The organism is Pelomonas lactea, from assembly GCF_043555885.1.
GTDB classification, from domain to species: Bacteria; Pseudomonadota; Gammaproteobacteria; order Burkholderiales; family Burkholderiaceae_C; genus Pelomonas; species Pelomonas lactea.
The window spans coordinates 286027-299963 of the sequence record NZ_JBIGHX010000001.1 but is presented as its reverse complement, the minus strand read 5'-3'; the positions used below and the strand labels follow the sequence as shown (position 1 = coordinate 299963).

Annotated in this window: 12 protein-coding genes; all 12 read left to right on the top strand. The window is 70.4% G+C overall.

Annotated elements, in window-relative coordinates; all coding sequences use genetic code 11:
* Window positions 1–13: 13 nt before the first annotated feature.
* The 12 genes from ACG04Q_RS01210 (at window position 14) to ACG04Q_RS01155 (ending at window position 13685) form a co-directional block, all read left to right on the top strand.
* Window positions 14–763, top strand: coding sequence for an Hpt domain-containing protein (locus ACG04Q_RS01210; protein WP_394508980.1), 750 nt, complete (start codon window positions 14–16; stop codon window positions 761–763).
* Between the two features lie 166 nt (window positions 764–929).
* Window positions 930–1316 (top strand): response regulator, encoded by a 387-nt coding sequence (locus tag ACG04Q_RS01205; RefSeq protein WP_394508979.1) that lies wholly within the window; start codon window positions 930–932, stop codon window positions 1314–1316.
* A gap of 131 nt (window positions 1317–1447) precedes the next feature.
* Window positions 1448–2950 carry a DUF1800 domain-containing protein gene (locus ACG04Q_RS01200; protein WP_394508978.1) on the top strand — a complete coding sequence of 501 codons (1503 nt, stop codon included), beginning with the start codon at window positions 1448–1450 and terminating at the stop codon, window positions 2948–2950.
* A gap of 5 nt (window positions 2951–2955) precedes the next feature.
* Window positions 2956–4188, top strand: coding sequence for a DUF1501 domain-containing protein (locus ACG04Q_RS01195; protein ID WP_394508977.1), 1233 nt, complete (start codon window positions 2956–2958; stop codon window positions 4186–4188).
* Between the two features lie 589 nt (window positions 4189–4777).
* Window positions 4778–6418 carry a trypsin-like peptidase domain-containing protein gene (locus tag ACG04Q_RS01190; RefSeq protein WP_394508976.1) on the top strand — a complete coding sequence of 547 codons (1641 nt, stop codon included), beginning with the start codon at window positions 4778–4780 and terminating at the stop codon, window positions 6416–6418.
* Window positions 6419–6897: 479 nt separating this feature from the next.
* The gene (locus ACG04Q_RS01185) at window positions 6898–7026 is read left to right on the top strand and encodes a hypothetical protein (RefSeq protein ID WP_394508975.1); all 129 of its coding nucleotides are present in this window, start codon (window positions 6898–6900) and stop codon (window positions 7024–7026) included.
* Window positions 7027–7094: 68 nt separating this feature from the next.
* The gene (locus ACG04Q_RS01180) at window positions 7095–7754 is read left to right on the top strand and encodes an N-acyl amino acid synthase FeeM domain-containing protein (RefSeq protein WP_394508974.1); all 660 of its coding nucleotides are present in this window, start codon (window positions 7095–7097) and stop codon (window positions 7752–7754) included.
* A gap of 109 nt (window positions 7755–7863) precedes the next feature.
* Complete coding sequence (locus tag ACG04Q_RS01175; RefSeq protein ID WP_394508973.1) at window positions 7864–9150, top strand: efflux RND transporter periplasmic adaptor subunit; 1287 nt, start codon at window positions 7864–7866, stop codon at window positions 9148–9150.
* 17 nt (window positions 9151–9167) lie between these two features.
* Window positions 9168–9851 (top strand): ABC transporter ATP-binding protein, encoded by a 684-nt coding sequence (locus ACG04Q_RS01170; RefSeq protein ID WP_394508972.1) that lies wholly within the window; start codon window positions 9168–9170, stop codon window positions 9849–9851.
* 5 nt (window positions 9852–9856) lie between these two features.
* Window positions 9857–11128, top strand: a complete 1272-nt coding sequence (locus tag ACG04Q_RS01165; RefSeq protein WP_394508971.1) for a TolC family outer membrane protein — start codon at window positions 9857–9859, stop codon at window positions 11126–11128.
* Entirely contained in the window at window positions 11128–12435 is a 1308-nt protein-coding gene (locus ACG04Q_RS01160; protein WP_394508970.1) for an ABC transporter permease, read from the top strand. Before ACG04Q_RS01165 ends, ACG04Q_RS01160 begins: the two co-directional genes overlap by 1 nt.
* Complete coding sequence (locus tag ACG04Q_RS01155) at window positions 12435–13685, top strand: ABC transporter permease (protein WP_394508969.1); 1251 nt, start codon at window positions 12435–12437, stop codon at window positions 13683–13685. The genes ACG04Q_RS01160 and ACG04Q_RS01155 overlap by 1 nt, the downstream gene beginning before the upstream one ends.
* Window positions 13686–13937: the final 252 nt, after the last annotated feature.

Here is a 13937-nt window from a genome sequence, read left to right as displayed (position 1 = left end):
GCCGAGGGTCGCCGTGGCCGCCCGTGTGCTGCTCATCGAGGACGACCCGTCCATCGCCCGTTTCGTCGAGCTGGCGCTGGAGGAGCTGCCGGGCCACGACGCCGCCGCGCCGGCCATCCAGCTGCAGCAGGCCGCCAGCGTCGCCCAGGCGCGCGAGGCGCTGGCTGGCGGCGGCTGGCAGCTCGTCATCAGCGACCTGATGCTGCCCGACGGCTCGGCCGAGACGCTGCTGGCCGAGGGCTTCGCGCTGGCGCCCGGCGCGCCCGCCTGGCTGGTGTTCAGTGCCGGCGTGCATGACGACCGCCACCTCGCGCTGGCCACGCGCGGCGTCGCACGCACGCTGCGCAAGCCGGTGCCGCTGCTGGAACTGCTGGACACCGTGGCCGAGCTGCTGCGCGGCCGTGCCGTGGCGGCGCCTGCGCCCGCGCCCGCCGCGGCGGACGACGACCCGGTGCAGCGCCATTTCGGTGGCGACCGCGTGCTGTTCGAGACCTTCCGTGACGGCTGCATCCAGCGTTTTGCGGACGACCTGGCCCAGGGCGACGCCGCCATTGCCGGCGGTGACACGGCCGCGCTGCGGCGCGTGGCCCATGGTTTGAAGGCGGTGCTGGCGCTGATCGGCCACCCCGGGCTGGCTGCGGCGGCGCGACTGCTGGAAGACGCGGCGGCCGGTGGCGCCGAGCTGGCCGGCCTCGCCGCGGCGTGGGCGGAGCTGGCGCAGGGCCTGGTGGCGCTGGGCGCCGCTCGCCAGCGGGCGCAATAGCGCAATATTTGGCAAATCCACCGCCGCCTACCGGATTTGGGGGGGAGGGGCTGGCAGCGCTATCAATAAATTTGATAATCGCTGCCAAACGATTCCAGCAGTTCCCCATGATGTCTCTTTCCGTTGTTGTGCCGTCACAGTCCCGTCCGCCGCTGTGGCGAGCCCGTTGAGCGAGGTCGACATGCACGACGTGCTGTACGTGGAGGACGATCCCGTCAACGCGATGCTGATGCAGGGCATCGTGGAGCTGCGGCCCGGCTGCCGCGTGCTCGTGGCGCGCAGCGGCGCGGAGGCGCGGCGCGTCGTCGCCGGGCAGCAGGTGGACCTGCTGCTGTGCGATCTGCGCCTGCCCGACGTGGCGGGCGATGCGCTGCTGGCCCAGCTGCGCGAGGCCGGACTGGCGGCCGACGTGCCGGCGCTGCTGGTGACGGCCGAGGCCGAGTACGTGGCCGCCGATCTGGCGCGCCGGGGCGGCTTCGACGGCTTCTGGAGCAAGCCCTTGGACGTGGCGGCCACGCTGCGCAGCCTGGAGCGCTGGCTGGGCGAGCACTGACGCCGAGCGGCCGCGACGGCCGCACCCCGGCTGCCGGGGGCTTTGTCAGCGCTTGACACAAATCTTTGCGCTCGCGCCACATGGCGGCGCCTGCTTGGCGACATGCTGCGTTCCAGGAACGGAGACCGTCGATGAACAAGCAACGCCGCTTCATGCTGGGCAGCGCCGCCACCCTGATGGGCCTGGGGCTGCTGACCCGGCGCAGCCAGGCCACTGCCAACGCGCTGAGCGCCGACGAGCGCGCACTGCATGCACTCAACCGGCTGGGCTACGGGCCGCGCCCGGGCGACGCCGCGGCCATCGCCGAGCAGGGCGCACAGCGCTGGCTGGACAGGTTTCTCGACGAGCAGCTGGCGCCGCGCCGCTTGCCGCAGCCCGCCGCGCTGACCGAGCGGCTGGCAGGCCTGGAGGTGCTGCACCTCAGCCAGGGCGAGCTACTGACCCGCTACCGCGAGGCCGTCAAGGCCGCCCGCGAGGCCCGCCGCGAGCAGGCCAAGGGCGACACGCCGAGCATGGACGCGCTGAACGCTGTGCGCGAGAACGTGCGCCCGCTGGTGCAGCAGGCGGCCACGGCGCGGCTGGCGCGCGCACTGCACAGCCCGGCGCAACTGGAGGAGGTGCTGACCGAGTTCTGGTTCAACCACTTCAACGTCTTCGCCGGCAAGCAGGCCGTGGGCGTGCTGGTGGCCGACTACGAGCAGCGCGCTATCCGCCCGCATGTGCTGGGGCGCTTCCGCGACATGCTGGGCGCCACGGCGCGGCACCCGGCCATGCTGATCTACCTGGACAACGCGCAGAGCGTGGCGCCCGGCGCCGGGCGGCCCGGCGCGCAGCGCCGCAGCGGCCTGAACGAGAACTACGCCCGCGAGCTGATGGAGCTGCACACGCTGGGCGTGGACGGCGGCTACACCCAGCGCGACGTGACCGAGCTGGCGCGCATGCTGACCGGCTGGGGTATCGACCTGCGCGCCACGACCGGCGACGTGTTCGAGTTCAACCCCCGCCGGCACGACGGAGGGGGCAAGACCTGGCTGGGCCAGGCCATCGCGGGCAGCGGCCAGTCCGAGGGCACGCGCGCGTTGGACGTGCTGGCCGCCCACCCGGCCACGGCCCGCCACCTGGCGTTCAAGTTCGCGCAGGCCTTCGTGGCGGACGACCCGCCGGCGGGCCTGGTCACCCGGCTGGCCGACAACTTTCGCGCCACCGGCGGCGACCTGCGCGAGTTCACGCGCACGCTGATCCGCGCCGACGAGTTCTGGAGCCGCGAGGCCTACCAGGCCAAGTTCAAAACGCCCTACCAGTACCTGCTGTCCAGCCTGCGTGCGCTGGACCTGCCGCTGGCCCAGCCCCAGCCGCTGCTGCAGGCGCTGCAGCAGGCCGGCCAGCCGCTGTTCGGCGCGCAGACGCCCGACGGCTACAAGAACACCGCTGCCGCCTGGCGCAACCCCGAGGCGCTGACGCAGCGCGTGCAGCTGGCCACGACGCTGGGCCAGCGCAGCGGCGTCAGCGCCATCCAGCTCAGCACGACGCTGGGCGCGTCGGTCAGCGAGCCCACGCGCCGCACGCTGGCCGCCGAGCCGGCGGCGCAGCAGGTGGCGCTGCTGCTGGCCTCGCCCGACTTCATGAAAAGGTGACTGCGATGTTGCGACGTCAACTCCTCCATTTCGGCGCCTTCACGCTGGGCGGCCTGCCTGTGTCCCTCGTGCGCGCCCAGGGTGGCGCCCAGAAAAAGCTGGTCGTCGTCATGCTGCGCGGTGCGGTGGACGGCCTGTCCGTCGTCGCGCCCTACGGCGAGCGCGAGTACGCCGCCAGCCGGCCGCAGATCGCGCTGCCGAATCCGGGCGCCGAGGACGGCCTCCTCAAGCTGGACTCGCTGTTCGGCCTGCACCCCGCGCTGAGCCCGCTGAAGCGCCACTGGGACGGCGGCCAGCTCGCCTTCGTGCATGCCAGCGGCTCGCCGGACCCGACGCGCTCCCACTTCGACGCGCAGGACTACCTGGAATCCGGCACGCCGGGCCGCAAGTCCACGCCCGACGGCTGGATGAACCGGCTGCTGGCCGTGCTGCCCGGCGAGCCGGCGCCGACGCGCGCCATCAGCCAGGGCAGCACGCCGCCGCGCATCTTTGCCGGCACCGCCAGCGTCGCCAGCCTGGGCCTGGGACCCAATGCCATGCAGCGCCGCGCCATCGACAACCCGCAGATGCAGGCCGGCCTGGCCAAGCTGTACGCGAACGACGCGCAGCTCAGCAGCACGCTGCGCGACACCACCGAGGGCCGCGGCGAGATGGCGCGCAGCATGGCCGCCGCCGAGCCGCGCTCCATGGACCCCAGCGCCGACGCCGGTGCGCCGTCTGCCCGCAGCTTCGCGGCCGACGCGCGGCGGCTGGGCACGCTGATCCGCAAGGACCCGCACACCCAGCTCGCCTTCACCGCCGTGGGCGGCTGGGACACCCACGTCAACCAGGGCGCCGCGCGCGGCCAGCTCGCCAACCGGCTGGCCAGCCTGGGCGAGGGGCTGGACGCTCTGGCCGCGGGCCTGGGCGATGCGTACCGGGACACCGTCATCGTCGTCGTCAGCGAGTTCGGCCGCACGCTGCGCCAGAACGGCAACGGCGGCACCGACCACGGCCGCGGCAACGTCATGTGGCTGCTGGGCGGCCCGGTGGCGGGCGGGCAGGTGCTGGGCGACTGGCCGGGGCTGGACACCGCCGCGCTGGCCGACGGCCGCGACCTGGCCGTGGCCAATGACTTCCGCCAGGTGCTCGCCGCCGTGCTGCGCCGCCACCTGGGGCTGTCGGAAACCGCGCTGGCGACAGTGTTTCCGCAGTCACCGCAGACTTGGCGTCATGCCGACCGGCTGATGCGCACCTGACGCGCATCGGCCCAACGCAAGGGAGATGGACATGACACGCATCCCGTTCTCGCCCGTGGGCCTGTGCCTGGTGGTGGCCGTGCTGGCGTATTGCGTCCTGGTGGCGATGGGGTAGGGCGCCAAACCAGTGGCGACTCACGCCAAGACGTTGCGACTGGCCTGTTTGTATCTGGCGAGGCGACGAGCGCGTTGAGCCAGGGAGTGAGCGCGTTGCAGCGATCTCGGTCGGTCGGCGCTTCGCGTGTCGAGACCGGTTCTCAGTCCATTGCGGTCATTCCGGCGCCTGCCGGTTCAGCTCCACCAACCGGTCTGCCGGTGAGCCCGGTCGTTCATGATGACGCCTGCGCGCATGACGTTCGAGCGACCACTACACGGGTTCATGTCCGTCGCAAATTGACCCGAAGCAGCACGCATCCCAGCGGGCGGATGTGGACGAGCTTCGGTTAGCATCGCCCGCGCCCCCTAGCTATCTTCTGACCTGTATTCGGGTCAGCCAAGGTTAAAGGGTCCATCGGGACCGTAGCCTATCTACCTTCATTACGCTCTATGTGGCGACTTGTTGTAATGCAAGCTAGGGGGCACCTATCTTATGCTTCTTAACGCAGTCGCATCCCTCAACGATCTTGCGGCCTATTTTGGCTATACCGATTACGAGAAGCTTAAGGGTTTGATTTATCCAAAGCCTCTGTACACGACGTTCGATATCCCGAAGCGATCCGGAGGGACTAGAACAATCGATGCTCCCAAGAGGCGCCTGAAGCAGCATCAGCAGAAGCTATCCCGCGACCTTACTGCGATCTTTGGCAATTTGAGCTCCGCTGCGCACGGGTTCGTGCTGGGAAGGAGCGTCGTTACGAACGCGCTTGTGCACGTCGGCCGCAAGTCGGTCGTCCGCGTAGATCTGCAGGACTTCTTTCACCAGATCCACTTCGGTAGGGTGAAAGGCGTGTTCCTTGCGCCGCCCTTCAATCTTCCTGACGATGTCTCCACGGTTCTTGCCCATCTGTGCTGCCATGAAGGCGTGCTACCGCAAGGCGCCCCCACCAGCCCACCAATCTCAAATTTCGTTTGCCTAGCTCTCGATCGGCGTTTGAGGCAGCTGGCTCGACGTTACAAGGCACGGTACTCCCGTTATTCCGACGACCTCAATTTTTCATTCCCGTCGCAGTCTCTAAGTCAGATTCCTCAGGAGATGTTTGCGGTGTCTTTTGTTGATGGCCGAGCGGTAGTCGAAGCAGGTCCATTGGTGGCGGAAATCGTTGCCAAGCAAGGATTCATCATTAACGCGAATAAGACACGCGGCGTGGATCGGGAACACCGTCAGGTCGTGACAGGCATTGTGGTGAATGACGGACTGAGCGTGCCGCGTAAGTACCTCGACTCCATACGAGGAGCGTTGTACATGTGGCGAAAGCACGGCCTTGCAGAAGCTGAAAAGAATGCAGCACCCGTGCTGCATACCCGCAACTACTCTTCCGGAGCCATACCTTCATTTGTACCGCTGATCAGGGGGAAGCTAAATTGGTTGGCTTCAGTTGAAGGCCGGTCCGGGAGCAATTTTCAGAGGTTGAGCAGGCACTTCAACGAACTCGCCCGCCGGGACGGCATTGCGAGCAAAGCTTTGAAGATTGAGCCGGAGGTGAGGACGTCTGCCGACGCAGACAAGGCAACTTGGTATCTAACTGCTGACGGTCCGCTGATGGGGAGCTACGACGTAGTGAATGGCACGGCCTTCCGGTATCGCGGCAACGTGTGGATTACCTGCGCTCATTGCATCGGCAGTCTCAAGGTGCGCACGGCCTTTCCTACAATCGTCCTTACTAGACGAACCGGGGAGAAAGTGTTCGCTCGAGTGGTGGATGTCGATTGGCACCGAGATCTCGCAATTCTTCGCCCCCTTCCGCTCGAGCCTATTCCCCGTGATCTCCCCTATTTCGTACCGTCCGAAGCAACCGTCACGGCTGGCGAGACGCTCGGCGTAATGGGCTTTCCTTCTTCCGTAGAAAATCAACCCCCGGCGTTCATGCGGACTGACGTCGTACGGACTAGAGCGGTGAGTGGCGTCGCCAGGATCGAGATTGATAAGCAGATCGTGCAGGGAAATAGCGGTGGCCCTGTCTTCGATCTAAGTTACCGGGTCGTGGGGGGTGTAGTGGAAGGAGCATCGGTGACGGCCGGTATGAACTCCTGCGTTTCCATCAGAGAGATCACGAATCTGAAGCTGGCTTAGGCCGTCCAGCGTTGATCGCAGCGACGGCGCTGTTGGCCGTTAGGACCTGCCGTGGTAAGAGATAAACGTGCCAATGTGGGCGGCCAGTTGCCTTGGATGCTTTCGCGAATGTCAGTTTTCATGGGCAAGCATCAGTCCTCCGCTAAGCCGAGAAGACGAAGCCCGCCGCAATGAGCCCCATCAAGTTCGCCTCGCGAAACGAGCGTCGCTGTCGAGCGACCCGTATGGACGGTGCTGCTGCGAGTAAGGCGCGTTGCACACCAGTGGCAGGTTTTCTGGCAAGCGGTCGCGCAGAACTTGACTTGGGAATGACTCAGATCAGCCTGTTGCGGTCAGCCGAGAGCATCGGCTTGAAAGCTTCTTGCGCCACGGAGTGCTTCACGAGCAATGACTGCGTGCCTCCCTTCCTGGGGCGCGCAACCATCGCAGAGCCGCAGCATAGAAACTTCGGCGTCTCGATAGGCCAGTCACACCAACGCATGGCCACCTTCGACCAAACCTGTGGCGCGGTCGTCGCGAAGCGCTTCTCGGCGCTTGCGCGCCAATGCAACCAAGGTGGCGCGCCAGGGATGGGCGGCGCCGGCGGCACTGAAACAAACGCAACCTGACGACTGCCGGCTGAAGGCAGCCTGAAACAACGCCGGCGCACAGTGCGGGTTCCCCACGGAACCCCGCCATGCCAGCCCGCCCCGACCCCGACCCCGCCCCGCTGGCCTTGCACAGCGGCTTTGGCGGGCTGGACGGCGAAGCGCTGCAGCTGGTGGCGCGCCGGTACGCGGACCGCGGCCTGGCGCTGGGTGGCGAGCGCTTCGGCAGCCGCAGCCGGGACCGCGACATCGTCTGCACCGCGCACGACGGCGACCGGCTGCTGGGCACGCTGACGGTGCGCTTCGACGGCGCCGGCGGCCTGCATGCCGACCTGCTGTTCGCCGCCGAGCTGGCCGGCTGGCGGGCCGCGGGCGTCAGGCTGTGCGAGTTCGGCAGCCTGGCCGTGGACCGGCAGGCGCATGACGCGCGGCGGCTGCTGTCGCAGGTCTTCCACCTGGCCTATCTGCACGCGCACCGGCTGGCCGGCTGCGAGCGCGGCGTCATCGAGGTGAACCCGCGGCACGTGGCCTTCTACCGCCGCTGGCTGGGCTGGCTGCCGTACTCGACCGCGCGGCACAACCCGCGCGTGAACGCGCCGGCCGTGCTGATGAGCTTCGACTTCGCGACCGTGAGCGCGCAGATCGCCCGATGGGGCGGCCGCCCCGAGCTGCTGGCGCAGGCGCGCTGCCTGTACCCGCTGGCCTGGGACGCGGCCACCGAGGCGGCGCTGCTGGCCCGGCTCGGCTGACCGGGCGCGCCGGACTGTCCGCGCACTGTCCGCGGACACCGTCCGCGGCGCCAAGTGCTTGATTCATCAGGCCGGCAGGCCTGGCACATGGCTTGCGAAATGACCGGGCATGAACACCCGCTTTCGCGACACCTCCGAGCAGGACCGCCCGCTCGCACCCCGGGCCCGCCGCTGGCCGCTGCTGCTGGGCGGCGGCGTCGTCCTCGTGGCGGCCATCGCCGTGCTGGCTGGCGGCCGCATCCGCCAGGCCTTGTCTGCCGACAGTGCCGTCAGCGCCTCGCGGCTGAGCATCGCCACCGTGGCCGTGGCGCCGCTGACGCGCGACGTGGCCGGCGAGGGCCGCGTCGTCGCCGCGCAAAGCCCCACGCTGTATGCCCAGGGCGGCGGCACGGTGACGCTGCTGGTGAAGGCGGGCGACCCCGTCAAGCAGGGCCAGGTGCTGGCCCGCGTCGACTCGCCGGAGCTCACCAACCGCCTCGCGCAGGAGCGCAGCCAGGTGGACGCGCTGCGCGCCGACCTGGCCCGCGCCGAGGTGGAGGCCCGCCAGCAGGGCGCCGCGCTGCAAAGCGCCTACGAGAACGCCCGCATCGACCACCAGACCGCGCAGAACGACCTGGCCCGCCAGACCCAGGCCTTCGAGGCCGGCGCGACGGCGCGCATGCAGGTGGAGCGGGCGCAGGACGCGCTGGCCAAGGCCCGGCTGGCGCTTGAGCAGGCGCAGGCGCTGCGCGGCCTGAAGACCGACAGCCTGAAGCTGGACGTGCAGGCCAAGCAGAGCGCGCTGTCGCGCCAGCAGCTGCTGGCCGCCGAGCTGGAGCGCCAGGTGGCCGAGCTGCAGGTGCGCTCGCCGGTGGACGGCCAGGTGGGCCAGCTCTTCATCGCCGACCGCAGCAACGTCGCCCGCGACGCCAAGCTGCTGTCGGTCATCGACCTGTCGGCGCTGGAGGTGCAGATGCAGGTGGCCGAGAGCTTCGCCCGCGAGCTGGCGCCCGGCATGCCCGGCGAGATCAGCGGCGGCTCGGGCGCGGCGCAGCGCTGGCAGGGGCTGGTCAGCTCCGTGTCGCCCGAGGTCGTCAACGGCGAGGTGGCGGCGCGGCTGCGCTTTGCCGGCCCGCAGCCGGAGCAGCTGCGCCAGAACCAGCGCCTGTCGGTGCGCGTGCTGCTGGACCGCCGCGAGCAGGTGCTGGGCGTCACGCGCGGCAGCTTCGTCGACGAGGGCGGCGGCAGCTATGCCTACGTGGTGCGCGGCGGCGTGGCCGAGAAGGTGGCCGTCAAGTTGGGCGCCCGCTCGCTGGACCGCGTGGAGGTGCTGTCGGGCCTGGCCGCCGGCGACCGTGTCGTCATCTCCGGCACCGAGAACTTCAAGGGCGCGGACCGCGTGCTCATCGCTGACTGATCGTCGAGGAACCCGCCATGCTTCAGATGGAAAAACTGCAGAAGGTCTACCGCACCGAGATGGTCGAGACCTATGCGCTGCGCGACTTCAACCTCACCGTCCACGAGGGCGAGTTCGTCGCCGTGACCGGCCCGTCGGGCTCGGGCAAGACGACCTTCCTGACCATCGCCGGGCTGCTGGAGGCCTTCAGCGCCGGCACCTACAAGCTCGACGGCATCGACGTCAGCCGCATGGGCGACGCCGAGCGCTCGCGCATCCGCAACGAGAAGATCGGCTTCATCTTCCAGGCGTTCAACCTCATCCCCGACCTGAACGTGCTGGACAACATCGAGGTGCCGCTGCGCTACCGCGGCTTCGGCGCGGCCGAGCGCCGCAAGCGCGCCGCCGAGGCGCTGGCCCGCGTGGGCCTGTCGGCGCGCGGCAAGCATTACCCGGCCGAGCTGTCGGGTGGCCAGCAGCAGCGTGTGGCCATCGCCCGCGCGCTGGCCGGCGAGCCGCGCCTGCTGCTGGCCGACGAGCCTACCGGCAACCTCGACAGCGCGATGGCGCGCAGCGTCATGGAGCTGCTTGAGGAACTGCACCGCGACGGCGCCACCATCGTCATGGTCACGCACGACCCGCAGCTGGCGGCGCGCGCGCAGCGCAACGTGCATGTCATCGACGGGCAGGTCGTCGACCTCACCGCCGAACTCACCGCTTGAGCGTGATGCGTCCCTTGCTTTTTGCCTTGGTGATGTGCGCGGCCACGGCCGCCCATGCCGACGACCTGCTGCAGGTCTGGGCGCAGGCCCGCGCGGCCGACCCGCTGCTGCGCCAGGCCGCCGCGCTGGACGGCGCGCAGGAGGCTGCCGCCCGCGAGGCCCGCGCCGCGCTGCTGCCGCAGTGGCAGCTGCAGCGCAGCGAGCTGCGCGAGACCGGCGGCAACCGCTGGAACAGCACCACCAGCAGCATCACGCAGCCGCTGGTGGACCTGGCCGCGCTGCGTGCCTGGGATGCCGGCCGCAGCCAGGCGTCGGCCCAGTCGGCGCGGCTGCAGGCGGCGGAGCAGGGCGCGCGGCTGCGCGTGGCCGAGGCCTACTTCGGCCTGCTGTCGGCGCAGGCCCAGCTGGCCACCGCGCGCGCCAACGAGGACGCGTTCGCCCGCCAGGTGGCCGAGGCGGACACGCGCTTCCAGGCCGGGCTGTCGGCGCAGGTGGAGGCCGACCAGTCGCGCGCCTACCGCGAGCTGGCCCGCACCGGCACGCTGGCCGCCGAGGCCGCCGTGGCCGATGCGCGCGAGGCGCTGGCGCAGCTGACCGGCGGCACGCCGCCCACGCTGCAGCCGCTGCGCCAGCAGCTCGCGGCCCAGCCGCTGCCCGACACGGCCGACGCCTGGGCGCAGCGCGCCGAGGCCGCCAACCCCGCGCTGCGCGCGCTGCAGCTGGAACTGCAGGCCAGCGACCAGCGCGTGTCGTCCGCCCGGGCCGGCCACCTGCCGACGCTGAGCCTGGGCGTGGACACGCAGCGCCAGCGTGGCGACGGCGTGTCGGCCTTCGACGCCGGCCGCACGCCCACGCAGCTGGCGCTGCGGCTGACCGTGCCGCTGTTCGCCGGCGGCGCCACCGCCGCCGCGGCCGACCGCGCCGGCTTCCAGCGCGACGCCGCACGCGAACAGCTCGAAGCCGGCCGCCGCGCGGTGCTGCGCGAGGTGCGCGCCGAGCACCTGTCCGTCAGCCAGGGCGCCGCGCAGCTGCAGGCCACGCAGGCCGCCGTCGAAGCCGCCGAGCGCGCGCTGGCGTCCACCCGCACCGGGCTGACGCTGGGCACGCGCTCCACGACCGACCTGCTGCTGGCCATCCAGACGCTGGCCGGTGCGCAGAACGCGCAGACCCAGGCCCGCCACCGCCACGTGCTGGCGCTGCTGGCCCTGCACCTGGCCGCCGGCTCGCTGGGCGATACCGAACTGGCCGCCGTGAACTCCCTGTTGGAGCCAAACTGATGTTCCTTCACTACCTCGAACTCGCCGCCCGCAGCGCCCGCGCCTCCAAGGGCCTGACGGCGCTGATGGTGCTGGCGCTCGCGTTGGGCATCGGTGCCTGCATGACGACGCTGACCGTCTACCACGTGCTGTCCGGCGACCCCATCCCCGCCAAGAGTGCGCGGCTGTTCAACGTGCAGCTGGACGCCGGCGACCTCGTCGGCTGGAAGGCCGGCGAGGAGCCCACCTTCGACCTGACCCGCTTCGACGCCGTGGCGCTGCTGCGCGACCGGAAGGGCAAGCGCCAGGCCATGATGAGCGGCTCCAACACCGCCGTGGGCGTGCAGGACGCGCAGGTCAAGCCCATCTTCTCCAGCACGCGCTACGCGACCAGCGACTTCTTCGCGATGTTCGACGCGCCCTGGCAGTACGGCGCCGGATGGACGGCCGCCGACGACGAGGCCGAGGCGCGCGTGGCGGTGCTGTCCGCGGCGCTGAACGAGAAGCTGTTCGGCGGCGCCAACAGCGTGGGCCGCGAGGTGGTGGTGCGCGGCCAGGCGCTGCGCGTCATCGGCGTGCTCAAGCCCTGGCAGGTGCAGCCGCACTTCTACGACATGACGCTGGGCAGCTACGCCGAGACCGAGGACCTGTTCCTGCCGTTCGCCACCGCCATCACGCTGGGCGTGGGCCATTGGGGCAACATGGACTGCTGGGGCAACGGCCCCAGCGGCGGCAACGCGCTGGACCTGAAGGCCACCTGCTCCTGGGTGCAGTACTGGGTGGAGCTGGACAAGCCCGAGGACGCCACCGCCTACCGCGACTACCTTGTCGCCTACTCCGAGGCGCAGCGCAGCGCCGGCCGTTTCAAGCGGCCCACCAACGTGCGGCTGCGCAACGTCATGGACTGGCTGGACGCGCGCAAGGTGCTGCCCGCCGACGTGCGCCTGCAGGCCTGGCTGGCGTTCGGCTTCCTGCTGGTGTGCATCGTCAACATGGTGGGCCTGCTGCTGGCCAAGACGCTGCGCCGCGCCGGCGAGATCGGCGTGCGCCGCGCACTGGGCGCCACGCGCGGCGCCATCTTTGCGCAGTTCGTCGTCGAGGCCGGGCTGCTGGGTCTGGTGGGCGCCGTGCTGGGCCTGCTGTTCGCCAACGCCGGCCTGTGGCTGGTGCGCCAGAGCCCCAACGATTACGCCCGCCTGGCCGAGCTGGACGCGCCCATGCTGGCGCTGACGCTGGGCCTGGCCATCTTCGCCAGCCTGTGCGCCGGCCTGCTGCCCGCCTGGCGCGCCGCGCTGGTCACCCCCGCCGTTCAACTCAAGGTGCAGTGATGACGAGCCTCTTTTCCGACCTGCGCCCCATCCTGTCCACGCTGCGCCGCCACCGCATCGCGGCCGGCCTCATCGTGCTGGAGGTGGCGCTGACCTTCGCCATCGTCACCAACGCGCTGCACCTCATCGAGACGCGGCTCGACGCGCTTGGCGCCGACAGCGGCATGGTGGAGCCCGGCATGGCCATGCTGCAGGTGCGCTACAGCAAGGCCACGCCGCCCGGCCGCGGCGCCGCCATCGCCGCCGAGGACATGGCGCGGCTGCGCGCGCTGCCCGGCATCCAGGCCGCCACGACGGCCAACCAGGTGGCCTACGCCTACAACAGCAACAACAGCGGCGTGCGGCTGCAGCCCGGCACGCAGGCCGAGCGGCTGATGGTGGCGTCGCAGTACGCCGGTGACGAGCACCTGCTCGCCACCTTCGGCCTGAAGCTGGTGGCGGGCCGCAACTTCCTGCCCGAGGAGGTGTTGGACGCCGACGCCGTGTTCCGCGCCGACGAGCCGCGCATCGGCCAGGTCATCCTGAGCCAGGCCACCGCCGACAAGCTCTTCCCCGGGCAGTCCCCGCTGGGCCAGTCCATTTACGTGTTCGGCGACGCGCCGTCGGTGGTCGTCGGCGTCGTGCAGAAGCTGACCCACCCCTTCGTCACCCGTGGCCGCAACGACGGCAGCAACAACGGCGACGAGAACCTGTCCATCATCTTCCCGCTGCGCGGCGCGGGCTTCTACATCGTCCGCGCCGACCCCGCGCAGCTGGACGCGCAGATCAAGGCCGCCGCCGCCGCGCTGGAGGCGGCGGACACCGGCCGCGTCGTCACGCAGGCCACGTCGCTGGCCGAGATGCGCTCGCGCTTCTACGCGCAGGACCGCGCGATGGCCTGGCTGATGGGCGGCGTCTGCGTGGCGCTGCTGCTGGTCACGGCGATGGGCATCGTCGGGCTGGCCAGCTTCTGGGTGCAGCAGCGCACCCGCATGATCGGCACGCGCCGCGCGCTGGGCGCCACCGAGGGGCAGATCCTGCGCTACTTCCAGGTCGAGAACCTGCTGCTGACCAGCACCGGCATCGCCATCGGCCTGGCCGGCGCCTGGGGCCTGAGCCAGCTGCTGATGCAGCAGTACGCGGTGCCTCGGCTGCCCTGGGCGTACCTGCCGGCCGGCGCGCTGTCGCTGTGGCTGCTGGGGCAGGGCGCCGTCTGGGTGCCGGCGCGGCGCGCGGCGCGGCTGTCGCCGGTGGCCGCGTTGCGCAGCTGAGGCCCGCGGCAGGGCCAGGGCTTTGCGGCGCTGACGCCATGCGCGCATGAATCGACGGGCACCACGGCGCCGGCTAGCCGGCGTCGTCTCGCTGGCCGACCCCGCCGCGCCGCCTCATCTTCGGCCACTCGCCGGGCGGCGCCAGCGCCGTGAACCGGGCCAGCCAGGTGGGCGGCGAGTCCGGCCTCATCGTCGAGGGCAGCGTCACGTTCATCCCCGACGTCGTGTCCACGTTCCGCTGGCGCTGGCTGC

Bases quoted from the DNA above. Each gene is read 5' to 3' on its own strand.
- ACG04Q_RS01175 (WP_394508973.1), top strand. From the start codon at position 7,864: ATGAACACCCGCTTTCGCGACACCTCCGAGCAGGACCGCCCGCTCGCA.
- ACG04Q_RS01180 (WP_394508974.1), top strand. From the start codon at position 7,095: ATGCCAGCCCGCCCCGACCCCGACCCCGCCCCGCTGGCCTTGCACAGC.
- ACG04Q_RS01190 (WP_394508976.1), top strand. From the start codon at position 4,778: ATGCTTCTTAACGCAGTCGCATCCCTCAACGATCTTGCGGCCTATTTT.
- ACG04Q_RS01155 (WP_394508969.1), top strand. From the start codon at position 12,435: ATGACGAGCCTCTTTTCCGACCTGCGCCCCATCCTGTCCACGCTGCGC.
- ACG04Q_RS01160 (WP_394508970.1), top strand. From the start codon at position 11,128: ATGTTCCTTCACTACCTCGAACTCGCCGCCCGCAGCGCCCGCGCCTCC.
- ACG04Q_RS01195 (WP_394508977.1), top strand. From the start codon at position 2,956: ATGTTGCGACGTCAACTCCTCCATTTCGGCGCCTTCACGCTGGGCGGC.
- ACG04Q_RS01170 (WP_394508972.1), top strand. From the start codon at position 9,168: ATGCTTCAGATGGAAAAACTGCAGAAGGTCTACCGCACCGAGATGGTC.
- ACG04Q_RS01185 (WP_394508975.1), top strand. From the start codon at position 6,898: ATGGCCACCTTCGACCAAACCTGTGGCGCGGTCGTCGCGAAGCGCTTC.
- ACG04Q_RS01165 (WP_394508971.1), top strand. From the start codon at position 9,857: ATGCGTCCCTTGCTTTTTGCCTTGGTGATGTGCGCGGCCACGGCCGCC.
- ACG04Q_RS01200 (WP_394508978.1), top strand. From the start codon at position 1,448: ATGAACAAGCAACGCCGCTTCATGCTGGGCAGCGCCGCCACCCTGATG.